Consider the following 15782-nt stretch of genomic DNA (forward strand, 5'->3'; position numbering starts at 1 on the left):
ATAACTTGTATATAGGTCTGACAAAATCAGACTTATCACTCCAAAATTGGGTGGCTTTGTCTGACAAACGTCAGACTTTATTTGTTTCTCAAATATACAAATAATTTATTACAAATCATCAAAAAGGCTTTTTTTTAAAAACAACCTAAATATCCAATTTTAACTGTTCAGGCAACAATCGAAACGTCATTCTATGGTACTTCGTCACACCATATTTTCTAATGGCTTCACGGTGTTCTTTCGTTGGATATCCCTTGTTTTGTTTCCAATTGTACATAGGAAATTCTTCGTGAATGGCATTCATATAGTCATCGCGATAGGTTTTTGCCAAAACAGAAGCCGCGGCAATGCTCAGGTATTTCGAATCTCCCTTGATTATACTTTGGTTGGGAATCGATTTTAATAATTCGATTTCAGTATTGGAAAATTGCTTTCCAAAAGTGGTTTTCAAGCCCAATTTTGCGTTCAATAAGCGGTTTCCATCCACAATAATAAATTTGGGAGTTGGATTTAATTTCAAAATACTTTCTTGCATTCCTTTCATCGAAGCATTTAGAATATTGATTTCATCAATTTCATTTGGATGCAAATGAGTTACAGCAAATGCAATGGCTTGGCTTTCGATAATGGGTCTGAGTTTTTCCCTGATTTTTTCAGACAATTGCTTGCTGTCGTTCAGGATTATATTTTCAAAATCCTCCGGAAGAATTACGGCTGCAGCGGTGACTGGACCTGCAAGACAGCCACGACCGGCTTCATCGGTTCCGGTTTCCAGGATAAATTTCGAAAAATTAGCAAGCAACATATCAATTGTATTGGAACAACAAATATTGTAAAATTTTCTTCAAAAAAGTGCGTTTTATTTCTATTTGCCAAAACATTCCCATAAATCAAAGCGTTTTTTTATTTATATGTTTTTTCATTTACCTTTGCTTGAATAAAATTCCAGAATAATTGCCTAATTATATACCGCTCCAAATGAGAATTCTCTTTTTCTTATATCTTTTAGTTTTGCCAACATTCCTGTTTTCTCAAGAAAAAAAGACTAACGAAATAGATTTTAACAGTAAATACAACAGCTCTGATTCCATAAAAAAACCTAAAGAAAAGTTGGCTACATTAGATATGTATCGCATAATTACTTTGGAAAGAGACACCACTTATATTGACACTTCGTTGACGGTAAAAAAACTATATAGCTTTAATTACTTGCGCAAAGATAATTTTGGATTGTTGCCTTTCCCAAATGAAGGTCAAACATATAATACCTTGCAATACAGTTTAAACAGTTTTTCTCCTTATCCTGAATTTGGGTTCAAGGCAAAACATTTTAATTTTTTGGAAGCAAACCAAATTAGATACAGTTCTGTGGCAACTCCTGTTACCGAATTGTATTTTAAAACCGTAATGAAACAAGGCCAGAATGTAGACGCATTTTTTACGGTAAACATTTCTCCAAGGCTCAATTTTTCATTGGCTTATAAAGGATTACGTTCCGAAGGGAGATATATTAATCAAATGACAAGTACTGGAAATTTCAGGTTTACGACAAGTTATAACGCCAAAAACCAACGGTATTTAGCCAATTTTCATTTTGTATCCCAAGACATCTTGAATGAAGAAAATGGAGGAATTACAACTGTTGAAGATTTCGAAAGCGAGAATCCAGATTTTCAAAACAGAGAAAGATTAGAAGTTTATTTAACGGATGCCAAATCATTTTTGAAAGGGAAACGGATATTTTTAGATCATTCTTTTAGAGTTAATTCAGTTACTGGGAGCAATAACTTATATGTAACCCATCAATTTAACTACGAAAATAAATATTTTGAGTACAATCAGGCGACAGTTACTTCGTCTGTCAACGGTGAAAGAGTCTATAGATTTGGAGATTCCTACAAAACCAGCGGAATAAATGACCAAACACATTACAATAAAACCTATAATAAAGTGGGGCTTGTATATGAAAATACAACATTAGGGAAGTTTCAGTTTTTTGCCGATGATTTTTTTAGTAATTTTTACTACAATCAAATATTAATTTTGGATACTCAAACGGTTCCCAGTTCCATAAGCCAAAGAATAAATACCGTTGGAGGTCAGTATGACTATCTAAAAAATAAATGGGCTGGAAAATTTTTAATTTCAAGGTCGGTAACGAATCAATCCCTTTCTAATCTGGATGCCAAGTTGCAATATAGTTTAAATGAAGAGATGCAGTTATCATTCGAATACCAAAATATGAACAAACTGCCCAATAACAACTATAATTTATATCAAAGTAGCTATGTAAATTACAATTGGTCGAATAGTTTCAAGAACGAAAAAATAAACTCCATTATAGTTAATGCCACAACTCCTTGGGTGGAAGCATCAGTTCAATATTCCACATTTAATGATCATTTATATTTTGCCGATGTTTCGAGCGTAAGTGAAATAGCTATGAATCAGCAAATAATTGCTCCTGCACAATATGCAAATACCATCAATTATTTGTCGGTTAAGGCGAGTAATGAATTCAGGGTTGGAAAATTCGCATTAGCCAACACACTTTTATATCAAAAAGTAGATCAATCAGATAATATTCTTAATGTTCCCGAGTTTCTTACTAGAAACACACTATACTATTCTCAAGATTTGTTTCATAAAGCCTTGTTTTTGCAAACCGGAGTGACCTTTAATTATTTCACAAACTATTATGCAAATGAATATAATCCGGTAATTGGAGAGTTTTTTGTGCAAAACAAGAAAGAAATTGGGAATTTCACCAACTTTGATTTTTTTGTCAATGCGAAGATCCAAAGGACGAGAGTTTATTTCATTGCCGAACATTTTAATTCTTCCTTTTCTGGAAATAATTTTTATTCGTCGCCGAATAATCCGTACCGAGATTTTATGATTCGCTTTGGTTTGGTTTGGAATTTCTTCCAATAGTGTCATTGCAAAAAGCGAGGCACGAGTGATGAAGCAATCTCTTGTAGGAGAAAATTAGGTAGTATTTTTAATTTATATTTACATTATAAAAACAGCAGTAAACGTATAAACTCAAATGCAATATTCAGAAAATATATTAGGAACAATAGGAGGAACGCCTTTAGTAAAACTCAATAAAGTGGTTGCGGGTGTTGACGCTTTGGTTCTTGCCAAAGTGGAAACTTTCAATCCAGGAAATTCCGTTAAAGACAGAATGGCCGTAAAAATGATTGAAGATGCCGAAGCTGACGGACGTCTAAAACCCGGAGGAACTATCATCGAAGGAACTTCTGGAAATACCGGAATGGGACTAGCATTGGTCGCCATAATCAAAGGATACAAATTGATTTGCGTGATTTCGGACAAACAATCCAAAGAAAAAATGGATATTCTTCGTGCCGTGGGAGCAAAAGTGGTCGTTTGTCCTACTGATGTGGAGCCAACAGATCCACGCTCGTATTATTCGGTTTCCAAAAGATTAGCGGCAGAAACACCTAATTCCTGGTATGTAAACCAATATGATAATTTGTCCAATTCATTAGCGCATTACGAACAAACCGGCCCTGAAATTTGGAAACAAACCGATGGGAAAATCACTCATTTCGTTTCGGGTGTGGGAACCGGCGGAACTATTTCCGGAGTTGGTAAATATTTAAAAGAACAAAACCCCAATATTAAAATCTGGGGAATTGATACTTATGGTTCAGTGTTTAAAAAATACCACGAAACAGGAATTTTCGACGAAAACGAAATTTATTCCTATATCACTGAAGGAATTGGAGAAGACATTTTACCAAAGAATGTTGACTTTTCGCTAATCGATGGTTTTACAAAAGTAACCGACAAAGATGCCGCAGTTTATACTCGTAAAATTGCACTTGAAGAAGGAATTTTTGTAGGGAATTCAGCAGGTGCAGCCATAAAAGGCTTGTTACAACTCAAAGAACATTTCAAGCCCGAAGATGTTGTGGTAGTAATTTTCCACGATTCAGGAAGTCGTTATGTGGGTAAAATGTTTAATGACGACTGGATGCGGGAACGTGGTTTTCTGGATGAAAAAATCACAAAAGCCGAAGATATTATTAAAGATAATCTTGCCAGACCATTAATTGTTGTGCGTACAGAAGAATTGGTTTCACATGCAATTGAGCGTATGCGCAAGCATAATATTTCGCAAATTCCAGTAATAGATATTACAGGATTTGTAGGTTCTGTGGATGAAACAGATTTGTTTCGTAGTTACGTGAATGACAAAAATTCCATTGAAAAACCCATTCGTGAAATTATGGGGAAACCGTATCCCATTGTAAAACTGGGAACTACAATCGAAGAAGTTTCTAAACTGTTTTCTAAAGAAAATGAAGCGGTTTTGGTTGATTTAGAAAATGGGCATCATCAAATTATTACCAAATCGGATATTATTGGGTCTTTAAAATAGAAGTTATATTTTGTCTTTCAAGTTTATAAAGAGTTAAAAATAAGTAAGATAGAATTACATTTAGCATACTCCTGCAAGATTTAAAACCTTGCAGGTTTTTTTGTTTATTATTTTTTTAAAAAAAAATACGCAAAATGTGGAAACCCGTAAAATAACAATTCTTGACTTATTTATATTTGGAAAAATAATAAATAATTATTCAAATGGAAATAGAATCAGTTAAAAACAGCATTTTGGAAATCCATGAAGTTTGGGATGTTTTAGGCGACTGCCTAGATTGTTTTAAATATGGAGAAATTCATGAAAGTTATGTGGTTGAAATAATATCCGATTATTGTGTTAACAAAGGCTATGAAGTAGAAGGTTTTCCAATACAAAAAAGAGAATCAGCCTTGATGATTAGTAACTTTGATGAAGATTATTTTTGCCATAATCGTTATATTAAATATCTGGATATATTAGCAACTAAATATGACGATGTATTTGAATTAATGTATTTTTATTCATCTACTTTCTGGCCGGATCATTTTTATGATGAAAAAATATATAAAGAGAGACTGCTGGATTATATAAGTTGTGATGTTTATGAAATAGCGTTTTGATTTTTATATGTAGGGGATTTTTTTTAGTTATTTTGGAAAGTAAAAAGCAATTTTTTTTATAATTTATTGCATAATAAATTATATTTGTAGTTCGATGAAGGCCGAAAAGCTGCTATCTAAAATCGTTAATCCTAAATCATAAATCAAATTGACTTTCACTGCCATAGATTTTGAAACTGCCAAGGCCTATCATCCTTGTTCTGTGGGTATTGTTACTGTCGAAAACGGCGTAATTGTTGACGAATATGTTACACTAATCAAACCGCCAAGAAATGAATATTCGCATTTTACAATAGCAGTTCATGGCATTTATCCTCGGGATACGGCTAACGCAAAAACCTTTGCGCAAGTTTACCCCGAAATTAAAAGACGTCTTCAAAACCGTTTGGTTGTAGCTCATAACGAAAGTTTTGACCGAAACGTTCTTGCCAAATCAATGGCGCTTTACGGTTTAAATTATGAGGAACTAAATATTGGCTCTCGATGGGAATGTACCGTAAAAATTTATAAAGCCAAAGGATTAAAACCAACCAAATTAAGTGATTGTTGCCGCGAAATGAAAATTGCTTTAAACCACCACGAAGCTTTATCCGACGCTCGTGCTTGCGCCAAATTGTATTTACTTCGCTAGTCGTTGCAATGGACGAAGCAATTTCCATTCGTGCCCGGATTATATAGGGCAACACTCTTATAAATTCCTAAAAAAAATAGCTATAAAATTCGTAATAAAATACTGATTTTTTACTACTTTGGTCTTTAATCTAAAAAGCTATAAATGAAAGAAGACTTCCTCCATTATCTTTGGAAATTTAAGAAGTTCGATACTTTGAATTTGAAAACTTCCAATGGAGAAGAAATCACCATCATTACTGTTGGGCAATATCTACAACTTGCCGGACCCGATTTTTTCAATGCACAAATTATTATTGGCGACCAAAAATGGGCAGGAAATGTCGAGATTCATCTTAAATCTTCGGATTGGTACGTGCATCATCACGAAAGAGATGCAGCTTATGAAAACGTAATTCTTCACGTGGTTTGGGAACACGACACAGAAATTTTCAGGAGCAATAATTGCGAAATCTCAGTTCTGGAACTTAAGAGATATGTGGATTCAGCCACAATTGTTGATTATCAATCATTGATGCTTCCAAAATCTTGGATTTTTTGTGAAAAACAATTGAAAGATATTGATGATTTTACCTTAAAAAACTGGCAAGAACGCTTGTTTTTTGAACGTTTGGAAAGGAAATCAAAACCCATTTACGATTTATTACAACAAACCAATAACGATTGGGAAGCGGTGTTGTTCTGTCTTTTATCTAAGAATTTTGGTTTGAATACTAATGGTGAAACCTTTTCGAAGATTGCCCAATCCATTCCGTTTTCCATTATAAGAAAAGAAAGTTTTGAGGTCGAAAATTTGGAGGCTTTACTCTTTGGAACCTTAGGATTATTAGATTCGGAAAAGGAAGATACTTATTTCAAGGATTTAAAATTTAGGTTTTTCTATTTGCTGCACAAATACCAATTGGAAAATAAAATTGGTGAAACCGTGCAGTTTTTCAAACATCGCCCGGATAATTTTCCCACGATTCGGTTGTCACAATTAGCAAATTTATACCACAGTCAGCAAAACTTGTTTTCAAAAATCAGCACTTCAGGTTCAATCCAGAATATTTATGAAGCCTTCGACGTTTCGGCATCCAATTATTGGCAAAACCATTATCAGTTCGACAAAGAAAGTCCGAAGAAAAAAAAGAAGCTATCCAAATCATTTATCGATTTGATTATAATAAACACCATCATTCCGCTTCAATTTGCCTTCGCAAAAAGCAGGGGAAAGGAGATTTCCGAAGACCTGATTCAGCTTTTAAATGAAGTGTCTCCAGAGAAAAATGCGATTATGGATAAGTTTAGTTCTTTTGGAGTAAAATCAAAAAGTGCTTTTGAAAGTCAGTCTTTACTGCAAATGAAAAATGAATATTGCAATAAAAGCCGTTGCCTGGAATGTGCCATTGGAATGGAATTGTTGAAAAAAAGTTAATTTATTAATTCGTTGTTTTAAGAATTATATAATTTCGTAATTTTACCAAAACAAAATACCCAAAACCCAAGAAATGAGAGCAGTATTACAACTAAAATATTTTTTTGAAAAAAACGGTTTTCATGTTTCCTCTCGCCTTGCTGACAAGTTGGGAATGCGGGTTTCAGATGTGAGATTGTTTTTTATTTACATCTCGTTTGTTACGGCTGGTTTGTGGTTTGGAGTTTATCTAACGTTGGCTTTCTGGATTCGGCTTAAAGATTTAATTCGAGCCAAGCGCACTTCGGTTTTTGATTTGTAGCAAAAAGTTATAAAACAAAAAGGGATTATAAAGTAAAAGTACTTTATAATCCCTTTTTTAATGCGGTATAAAAATTATTTTTCCGGATTGTTCAGGACACTATTTTTCTTGCTGTAAGTAAAATAGATTACAATACCAATCGCCATCCAAGCAAAAAGTCTTAGCCAGTTGGGCCAGCCTAAACCATACATCATGGAAAGACAAACCAAAACGCCTAGTATTGGAACAAAAGGAACCCAAGGTGTTCTGAATTCTCTTTTCATATCGGGTTCTGTCTTTCTTAAAATGATGACCGAAATACAGACTAATACAAAGGCAAATAATGTTCCGATACTTGTCATATCACCAACAATATCGCCTGGAACAAATGCTGCAAATGCACCAACAATAATCAAAATGGCAACGTTTGCTTTATAAGGAGTTTTGAATTTTGAATGTAAATCACTAAACATTTTAGGCAATAAACCGTCTTTTCCCATAGCATAAAACACTCTGGATTGTCCTAATAACATCACCAATATTACGGATGTAAATCCGAACAAAATGGCTACAGTTACCAATTGACCCAACCATGTGTAACCAATCATATATTTGTTTATGGCAAATGCTACAGAAGCTTCTTTTCCTCCGGTTCTGAAATCTTCAACAGTGGCAACACCAGTCAATACGTGTGCAAAAAGAATATACAATATGGTACATACTGCTAATGAACCTAAGATTCCTATAGGCATCGCCTTTTTTGGATTTATGGTTTCCTGCGCAGCGGTACTCACAGCGTCAAACCCAATAAAAGCAAAAAACACAGTTCCTGCTGCGCCCAAAATTCCCATAATACCACCATAACTATGATCAATGCCATGTTCGTCAGTAAATACAGAAGCTGCAGGGATATAAGGAGTATGATTCACAGGATTAATAAAATTCCAGCCAATTACAATAATCAAAATTACAATGGTAACTTTTACGATTACAATAATACCATTTACAAAAGCTGATTCCTGAATTCCTTTTATTAGTAACAAGGTAATTAACCCAACAATAAATAAGGCAGGTAAATTAATTATTCCGTGATGAGTTACATTAGTTACTGGGTCAACCAATTTTTGAAAAGGAGAATGTGAAAATTCAAACGGAATTGGGCTAATGTGTAGTACATTAATCAAAAAGTTATTTAGATATTCGCTCCAGGCAATCCCAACAGTGGCAGCACCTACGGCATACTCCAAAATTAAATCCCAGCCGATAATCCAAGCTAAAAACTCCCCCATTGTGGCATACGTGTACGTATAGGCACTTCCTGAAATAGGAATGGATGAAGAAAGTTCGGCATAGCATAAACCTGCCAATGCACAGCCAATGGCGGCAACTATAAAAGCAATTGTTACTGATGGACCGGCATTTTGTGAGGCGGCCATTGCGGTTCTTACGAATAAACCAGCTCCAATGATGGCGCCGATTCCCAATGCAATTAATGACCAGGCAGTCAGCGTTCTTTTTAATCCTTTTTCAGAATCAGCGGCTTCATCCAAAAGTTGGGCTAATGGTTTTCTTTTCCAAATAGACATATATTTATGGTTTATGGTTTATAGGTTTCAAATATATTGTTTTTTTAATGTTGGAGCGATACAGAAAACTTTATTTTTTGAAAATTATCTTTTTTTAATTTAGATATTTTTTCCAAAGAAAGCACATATTTATAAAATTTTTCTTATTTTTAAAATTCAAAATTCAATTCGAATAGAGTTGATTTAATCGCAAGTAAATGACTTTCAAAGCAATAAAATCCTATTTTGAATTTTCCCGAGGCCAGCGAACTGGTATTTTTTTATTGTTTGCGATAATTATTGTTTTGCAGTTGGTTTATTTTTTTGTGGATTTTAGTTCTTTTACTGCAACTTCTCCCGAGAAAGAAAAATGGCTTTCCCTACAATCGCAAATCGATTCGATGAAACAGCAAAAACGGGATTATGTTCCAAAGATTTATCCTTTCAATCCCAATTTCATTTCGGATTATAAAGGATACAAACTCGGAATGTCAGTTCCAGAAATCGATCGTTTACTTGCGTTTAGAAAAGAAAATAAATATGTGAACTCGCCAAAAGAGTTTCAATCCGTGACAAAAGTTTCTGATTCCTTGTTGAATGCGATTTCGCCGTATTTCAAATTCCCGGATTGGGTAAATAATAAAAAGGAATTCAAAGACTATAAAAAGTATCCGAATACGGCTTTCGCCAAAAAAGAAAAAATAGTCATAATCGACATCAATCAAGCTTCGCAGGAAGATTTGATCAAGATTTATGGAATAGGCGAGGCAATTTCGCTTCGGATTTTAAAATTCAAAGAAAGCCTTGGAGGTTTTGTTTCAATGGAACAAATGAAAGATGTGTGGGGACTTTCGGACCAAGTTATTGAGAATCTGAATAGTCATTTCAAAGTTTTGGCACTGCCAAATCTAAAAAAAATTGACATTAACAACGCTTCTATAAAAGAACTTTCGCTGTTTCCGTACTTCAAATACCCACTTTCCAAAAATATAGTTACCTTTAGAAGTATGAACGGAGATATTAAAAATATTGAAGATTTAACAAAAATTAAAGGATTGTCTATTGATAAGGCAAATATTATAGCCTTATATTTGGACTTTTAAAATTATACACTATAAAAATGAACTTCGATTACAGCGAAACGCAATCTATGATTGCACAATCTATAAAAGATTTTGCCGAAAAAAATATAAGACCTTATATAATGGAGTGGGATGAAGCTCAGACGTTTCCAATTCCTTTGTTCAAAAAATTAGGTGAAATGGGTTTTATGGGCGTTTTAGTCCCAGAAGAACTTGGCGGTTCAGGATTGGGATATCACGAATACATTACGGTTATTGAAGAAATTTCTAAAGTGGATCCTTCTGTAGGATTGTCCGTTGCAGCGCATAATTCTTTATGTACAAATCATATTTTAGCTTTTGGAAACGATGAACAAAAGAAAAAGTGGATTCCAAAACTAGCTACAGGCGAACATATTGGAGCATGGGGATTAACTGAGCACGGCACAGGTTCTGATGCCGGCGGAATGAATACAACCGCCGTAAAAGATGGGGATTATTGGATTGTAAACGGTTCCAAAAATTTTATTACACACGGAATCTCAGGAGATATTGCTGTAGTTATAGTGCGTACTGGCGAAAAAGGGGATTCTAGAGGAATGACTGCTTTTGTTTTCGAAAAAGGAATGCAAGGTTTTACATCAGGAAAAAAAGCTAATAAATTAGGAATGCGAGCTAGCGAAACTGCAGAATTATTTTTTGACGATTGTCGAATTCCTGATGCCAATAGATTAGGCGAAGTGGGCGAAGGATTTGTTCAATCTATGAAAATATTAGATGGCGGTAGAATTTCCATTGGCGCTTTATCATTAGGGATTGCGAAAGGTGCTTACGAAGCTGCGTTAAAATATTCGAAAGAAAGACACCAATTCGGGAAACCAATTTGTGAATTTCAAGGGATTTCATTTAAGTTAGCTGATATGGCAACCGAAATTGAAGCCTCGGAATTATTGTTGCATAAAGCGGCTTTCTTGAAAAACAATAACCGAAATATGACCACACTCGGTGCAATGAGTAAAATGTATTCTTCTGAAGTTTGCGTAAGAGTGGCAAACGAAGCCGTTCAAATTCACGGTGGTTACGGGTATACCAAAGATTATCCGGTAGAGAAATTCTACAGAGATTCTAAACTGTGTACTATTGGAGAAGGAACTACTGAGATTCAGAAATTGGTAATATCTAGGAATATTTTGAAGGACTAAATTTTTAATATTAGGTTATTAAAAAAAGATTCAAGATGCTAGATTTCTTGACTCTTTTTTCTTTTTTCTCCCTTTAAAATAATTCATAACTCATTATTGCTTCGCCAGTTCTCAAAATAAATTGAAATTTATTTTGTTCGGGTCAAAACTTTGATTACTTTTGCAGCCTTAACGAGAGGAGGTGTCTATATTATGTTAATTATACCAATTAAAGACGGAGAAAATATCGATAGAGCATTAAAGCGCTATAAAAGAAAATTTGACAAAACAGGAACTGTTCGTCAACTAAGAGCACGTACTGCTTTTATAAAACCATCAGTTACGAATAGAGCAAAAATTCAAAAAGCTGCTTATATCCAGAATATGAGAGACAACATAGAGAATAGTTAATTATTTTCTGTTAGAATAAAGTACCGTTAGTCATTAAAGTTTAATACCTTTGATACTAACGGTTTTTTTATGACTAATAATAAGTACGCATTTAGGGATTATCTGCAGTTGGAGAAAAAATATTCTCCTCATACTATAAATGCGTATTTGAATGATATAGGGTTCTTTGAATCATTCAACAAAAACGAATACAATGAGGAAAATATTGAGCAGGTAAACTACAGCCAAATCAGAAGCTGGATTGTTTCGCTTGTGGATGATAATATTTCGAATGTTTCTGTCAATAGAAAGATTTCCTCGTTAAAAGCATTTTATAAATTCCTGTTAAAGACAAAACAAATAGAGTTAAGTCCGCTTTTGAAACACAAAGCTTTAAAAACTCCCAAAACGCTTCAAATTCCTTTTTCAGAGAATGAAGTTGCCGAAGTTCTAAGTCAAATCCAAAATCCTGTAGGGTTTGAAGAAATTAGAGACAAGCTCATTATCGATTTGTTTTATACCACCGGAATACGAAGAACAGAATTAATTCATCTGAAAATAAGTAACATAAATTCTTCAAGCAATACTTTAAAAGTTCTTGGCAAAAGAAACAAAGAAAGGATACTTCCGGTATTGCCAATTGTATCCCAACAATTTATTTTTTATTTAAACGAAAGGACACATTTAGAGAAGGTTACGGATAGCGACTATTTTTTTCTCACAAAAAAAGGGTTAAAATTAAATGATTCTTTTGTGTATCGATTAATTAATACCTACTTTAGTACTGTTTCCGAAAAGGTAAAGAAAAGTCCACATATATTAAGACATACATTTGCGACCCATTTATTAAACAACGGAGCCGATTTAAATTCAGTAAAAGAATTATTGGGACATTCAAGTTTAGCATCGACTCAAGTCTATACTCATAGTAGTTTATCAGAACTCAAGAAAGTTTATGAAAATGCTCATCCAAGAAATCAAAAATAATTCTATAATTTTTAACCCCTAAAAAAAATTGATTATGAAGGTAGATGTTCATGCAGTTAACTTTACTGTTGACAAAAAGCTAGTAGATTTTGTTCAAGAAAGAATGGCCAGATTAGAAAAGTATTACGACAAAGTGGTATCATCTGACGTTTATTTAAAAGTCGAAAAGACAAGTGACAAGGAAAACAAAATCGTAGAGATGAAAATTATTGTTCCTGGGGACGATTTTTTAGTAAAAAAACAATGTAAAACTTTTGAAGAAGCAGTGGAGCTTGCGGCAGAATCTATAGAGCGATTGTTAGTAAAAAGAAAAGAAAAAATCAATACACATATTTAATCTAAATTTTTTATAAAATTGTTTTGATTAAAAAACAAAAAGATATACATTTGCAGTCCGTTAGAAATAGCGGGCTTTTTTTATTGATATTGCCAGCGTAGCTCAGTTGGCTAGAGCAGCTGATTTGTAATCAGCAGGTCGTGGGTTCGAGTCCCTCCGCCGGCTCTTTTTTCCAATGAGATTTGGAATTGTTCATATTATATATTGATAAAAAAAGGGGAGATACTCAAGCGGCCAACGAGGGCAGACTGTAAATCTGCTGTGTGAACTTCGCAGGTTCGAATCCTGCTCTCCCCACATAAATTTTGATTTAGAAAACTTTTGAAAGTTCACTTTCAAAAAGTTTGAGAAAGTAAAATTTTCGTAAGGGTCCACCCTTACGGATCACCGAGTGAAAACGAGGTAATCCTTAGTATAGGTGGTTTTAGCGAAAGTTCACTTTCAAAAAGTTTGAGAAAGCAAAATTTTCGTAAGGGTCCACCCGTACGGATCACCGAGTGAAAACGAGGTAATCCTTAGTGTAGGTGGTTTTAGCGAAAGTTTGACAAAGTAAAATTTCAGTAAGGGCATACCCTTACGGATCACCGAGCGAAAGCGAGGTAATCCTAAGATAAGAATTTAAAAAAAAGAGTTTAGAAATTTTCTAAAGTATTAAACCTAAATTCTTAAATCAAGGATTCTGCCGACTTAGCTCAGGGGTAGAGTGCTTCCTTGGTAAGGAAGAGGTCACGGGTTCAATTCCCGTAGTTGGCTCAACAAAGTATAATATTGAACACTAATAAATAACTAAGATTAAAAATTAAGTAAAATGGCAAAAGAAACCTTTAACCGTAACAAACCCCATTTAAATATCGGGACTATCGGACACGTGGATCACGGAAAAACTACTTTAACTGCAGCAATAACTAAAGTGTTATCTGATGCTGGTTACTGTCAAGCAAAATCATTTGATCAAATTGATAATGCTCCAGAAGAAAAAGAAAGAGGTATTACAATTAATACATCTCACGTTGAGTATGAAACTGCTAACCGTCACTACGCTCACGTTGACTGTCCTGGTCACGCGGATTACGTAAAAAACATGGTTACTGGTGCTGCTCAAATGGATGGTGCTATTCTTGTTGTAGCTGCTACAGACGGACCAATGCCTCAAACACGTGAACACATCCTTTTAGGTCGCCAAGTTGGTATTCCTAGAATGGTAGTATTCATGAACAAAGTGGATATGGTTGATGACGAAGAGTTATTGGAACTTGTTGAAATGGAAATTAGAGATTTATTGAATTTCTATGAATATGACGGAGACAACTGTCCTGTAATTCAAGGTTCAGCTTTAGGTGGATTAAATAATGATCCAGTTTGGACTCCAAAAATTTTAGAATTAATGGAAGCTTGTGATACCTGGATTCAAGAACCAGTTCGTGATATTGCAAAACCTTTCTTAATGCCGGTTGAAGATGTATTTACAATCACTGGTCGTGGAACTGTTGCTACAGGTCGTATCGAAACAGGTATTGCAAACACAGGAGATCCTGTTGAAATCATTGGTATGGGAGCTGAAAAATTAACTTCTACAGTTACTGGAGTTGAAATGTTCCGTAAAATCCTTGATAGAGGTGAAGCTGGAGATAACGTAGGCTTATTGTTACGTGGTGTTGACAAATCTGACATCAAACGTGGAATGGTTATTATCAAACCAGGATCAGTAAAACCACACGCTACATTTAAAGCAGAGGTTTATATCTTGAAAAAAGAAGAAGGTGGTCGTCACACACCTTTCCACAATAACTACCGTCCACAGTTTTACGTTCGTACAACTGACGTAACTGGAGTTATTACTTTACCAGAAGGAGTAGAGATGGTTATGCCAGGAGACAACTTAACAATCAATGTGGCTTTATTAAGTCCTATTGCAATGAATGTTGGACTTCGTTTTGCTATCCGTGAAGGTGGTAGAACAGTAGGTGCTGGTCAGGTAACTGAGATAGTAGCATAATCCAAATAAATAATTTATAAAGCCAGTGTTGTCAAAAACGACACTGGCTTTTAATACGAACGGGCGTAGTTCAAGGGTAGAATAGCGGTCTCCAAAACCGTTGATGGGGGTTCGAATCCCTCCGCCCGTGCCAAAAAATAAATCATAATGACAAAAGTTGTTAATTACATAGCAGAAGCATTTGAAGAATTAAGATCAAATGTAACTTGGCCAGAATGGTCTGAAGTACAACGTCTTACGATTGTTGTTGCTGTTTTCTCCATATTATTTGCTTTAGCAACTTGGGGAGTAGATGAAATGTTTGCAAATATATTAGAGAAATTTTTCACCTGGATAAAAGCGTAATTTTTTTGTTATGGCAGATAATAATATGAAAAAATGGTACGTCGTTCGAGCAGTAAGCGGGCAAGAGAATAAAGTCAAGGCATATATCGAAACCGAAATCGCAAGATTAGGGATGGGTGATTATGTTTCACAAGTTCTGGTTCCAACTGAAAAAATAGTTACTGTAAAAGAGGGAAAAAAAATAATCAAGGATAAAGTATATTTCCCTGGTTATGTAATGATTGAAGCAAACCTAATAGGAGAAATTCCTCATATTATTAAGTCTATAACAAGTGTAATTGGGTTTTTAGGTGAGATAAAAGGTGGAGAACCAGTGCCATTAAGACTTTCTGAAGTAAACAGAATGTTAGGGAAGGTAGATGAATTGGCTGTAAATACCGATACTCGTTCTATTCCTTTCAATTTAGGAGAGACAATTAAGGTTGTTGATGGTCCTTTCAACGGTTTCAACGGAACAGTTGAGAAAATTAATGAAGAAAAGCGTAAACTAGAAGTAATGGTGAAAATTTTCGGAAGAAAGACACCATTGGAGTTAGGGTTTATGCAAGTTGAAAAAGTATAATTTTTGTTACATCTATAA

The 15782-nt window shown here is 34.5% G+C and carries 16 protein-coding genes and 4 tRNA genes; 18 read left to right on the forward strand and 2 right to left on the reverse strand.

The features are described 5' to 3' along the window. Positions 1–145: 145 nt before the first annotated feature. Positions 146–805 (reverse strand): ribonuclease HII, encoded by a 660-nt coding sequence (locus ACH2BV_RS07710; protein ID WP_395050146.1) that lies wholly within the window; start codon positions 803–805, stop codon positions 146–148. A 173-nt stretch (positions 806–978) separates the two neighbouring features. On the opposite strand from ACH2BV_RS07710, the gene ACH2BV_RS07715 reads away from it, so the two are divergent. From ACH2BV_RS07715 to ACH2BV_RS07740, 6 genes are all read left to right on the forward strand, one after another. After that, the gene (locus ACH2BV_RS07715; protein WP_395050147.1) at positions 979–2934 is read left to right on the forward strand and encodes a putative porin; all 1956 of its coding nucleotides are present in this window, start codon (positions 979–981) and stop codon (positions 2932–2934) included. Between the two features lie 115 nt (positions 2935–3049). Beyond that, positions 3050–4411, forward strand: a complete 1362-nt coding sequence (locus ACH2BV_RS07720) for a pyridoxal-phosphate dependent enzyme (protein WP_395050148.1) — start codon at positions 3050–3052, stop codon at positions 4409–4411. Between the two features lie 203 nt (positions 4412–4614). After that, on the forward strand, positions 4615–5013 hold the full coding sequence (locus tag ACH2BV_RS07725; protein ID WP_395050149.1) for a hypothetical protein: 399 nt from the start codon (positions 4615–4617) through the stop codon (positions 5011–5013). A 148-nt stretch (positions 5014–5161) separates the two neighbouring features. Then, positions 5162–5644, forward strand: a complete 483-nt coding sequence (locus ACH2BV_RS07730) for a 3'-5' exonuclease (RefSeq protein WP_395050150.1) — start codon at positions 5162–5164, stop codon at positions 5642–5644. Between the two features lie 144 nt (positions 5645–5788). Next, positions 5789–7060 (forward strand): DUF2851 family protein, encoded by a 1272-nt coding sequence (locus ACH2BV_RS07735; protein ID WP_395050151.1) that lies wholly within the window; start codon positions 5789–5791, stop codon positions 7058–7060. 73 nt (positions 7061–7133) lie between these two features. Further along, positions 7134–7361, forward strand: a complete 228-nt coding sequence (locus ACH2BV_RS07740; RefSeq protein ID WP_395050152.1) for a PspC domain-containing protein — start codon at positions 7134–7136, stop codon at positions 7359–7361. A 74-nt stretch (positions 7362–7435) separates the two neighbouring features. Here ACH2BV_RS07740 and ACH2BV_RS07745 read toward each other — a convergent pair whose 3' ends face one another. Continuing rightward, positions 7436–8926 (reverse strand): amino acid permease, encoded by a 1491-nt coding sequence (locus ACH2BV_RS07745; RefSeq protein ID WP_395050153.1) that lies wholly within the window; start codon positions 8924–8926, stop codon positions 7436–7438. Positions 8927–9123: 197 nt separating this feature from the next. On the opposite strand from ACH2BV_RS07745, the gene ACH2BV_RS07750 reads away from it, so the two are divergent. The 12 genes from ACH2BV_RS07750 (at position 9124) to nusG (ending at position 15764) form a co-directional block, all read left to right on the forward strand. Next, positions 9124–10008: a ComEA family DNA-binding protein gene (locus tag ACH2BV_RS07750; protein ID WP_395050154.1), complete on the forward strand. Its 885-nt coding sequence runs from the start codon at positions 9124–9126 to the stop codon at positions 10006–10008. Between the two features lie 17 nt (positions 10009–10025). Beyond that, positions 10026–11168 carry an acyl-CoA dehydrogenase family protein gene (locus tag ACH2BV_RS07755; RefSeq protein WP_395050155.1) on the forward strand — a complete coding sequence of 381 codons (1143 nt, stop codon included), beginning with the start codon at positions 10026–10028 and terminating at the stop codon, positions 11166–11168. Positions 11169–11360: 192 nt separating this feature from the next. Beyond that, positions 11361–11558: a 30S ribosomal protein S21 gene (gene rpsU / locus ACH2BV_RS07760; RefSeq protein WP_073370216.1), complete on the forward strand. Its 198-nt coding sequence runs from the start codon at positions 11361–11363 to the stop codon at positions 11556–11558. A gap of 69 nt (positions 11559–11627) precedes the next feature. Then, positions 11628–12524 carry a tyrosine-type recombinase/integrase gene (locus tag ACH2BV_RS07765; RefSeq protein WP_395050156.1) on the forward strand — a complete coding sequence of 299 codons (897 nt, stop codon included), beginning with the start codon at positions 11628–11630 and terminating at the stop codon, positions 12522–12524. A gap of 34 nt (positions 12525–12558) precedes the next feature. After that, a complete protein-coding gene (hpf, locus tag ACH2BV_RS07770) occupies positions 12559–12861 on the forward strand; it encodes a ribosome hibernation-promoting factor, HPF/YfiA family (RefSeq protein WP_395050157.1) in 303 nt (100 codons plus the stop codon). A 91-nt stretch (positions 12862–12952) separates the two neighbouring features. Then, positions 12953–13026: transfer RNA gene (locus ACH2BV_RS07775), tRNA-Thr, on the forward strand. Between the two features lie 51 nt (positions 13027–13077). Beyond that, positions 13078–13158 (forward strand) — tRNA-Tyr (locus tag ACH2BV_RS07780). Positions 13159–13542: 384 nt separating this feature from the next. Beyond that, positions 13543–13614, forward strand: a tRNA-Thr gene (locus tag ACH2BV_RS07785). Positions 13615–13669: 55 nt separating this feature from the next. Beyond that, positions 13670–14857: an elongation factor Tu gene (tuf, locus tag ACH2BV_RS07790; RefSeq protein WP_395050158.1), complete on the forward strand. Its 1188-nt coding sequence runs from the start codon at positions 13670–13672 to the stop codon at positions 14855–14857. 59 nt (positions 14858–14916) lie between these two features. Continuing rightward, positions 14917–14990, forward strand: a tRNA-Trp gene (locus ACH2BV_RS07795). Positions 14991–15004: 14 nt separating this feature from the next. Continuing rightward, on the forward strand, positions 15005–15202 hold the full coding sequence (gene secE / locus ACH2BV_RS07800) for a preprotein translocase subunit SecE (protein WP_395050159.1): 198 nt from the start codon (positions 15005–15007) through the stop codon (positions 15200–15202). A gap of 10 nt (positions 15203–15212) precedes the next feature. Further along, positions 15213–15764 (forward strand): transcription termination/antitermination protein NusG, encoded by a 552-nt coding sequence (gene nusG, locus ACH2BV_RS07805; RefSeq protein WP_395050160.1) that lies wholly within the window; start codon positions 15213–15215, stop codon positions 15762–15764. The last annotated feature ends 18 nt before the right edge of the window (positions 15765–15782 follow it).

This window comes from Flavobacterium sp., assembly GCF_043780635.1.
Taxonomy (GTDB): Bacteria; Bacteroidota; Bacteroidia; order Flavobacteriales; family Flavobacteriaceae; genus Flavobacterium.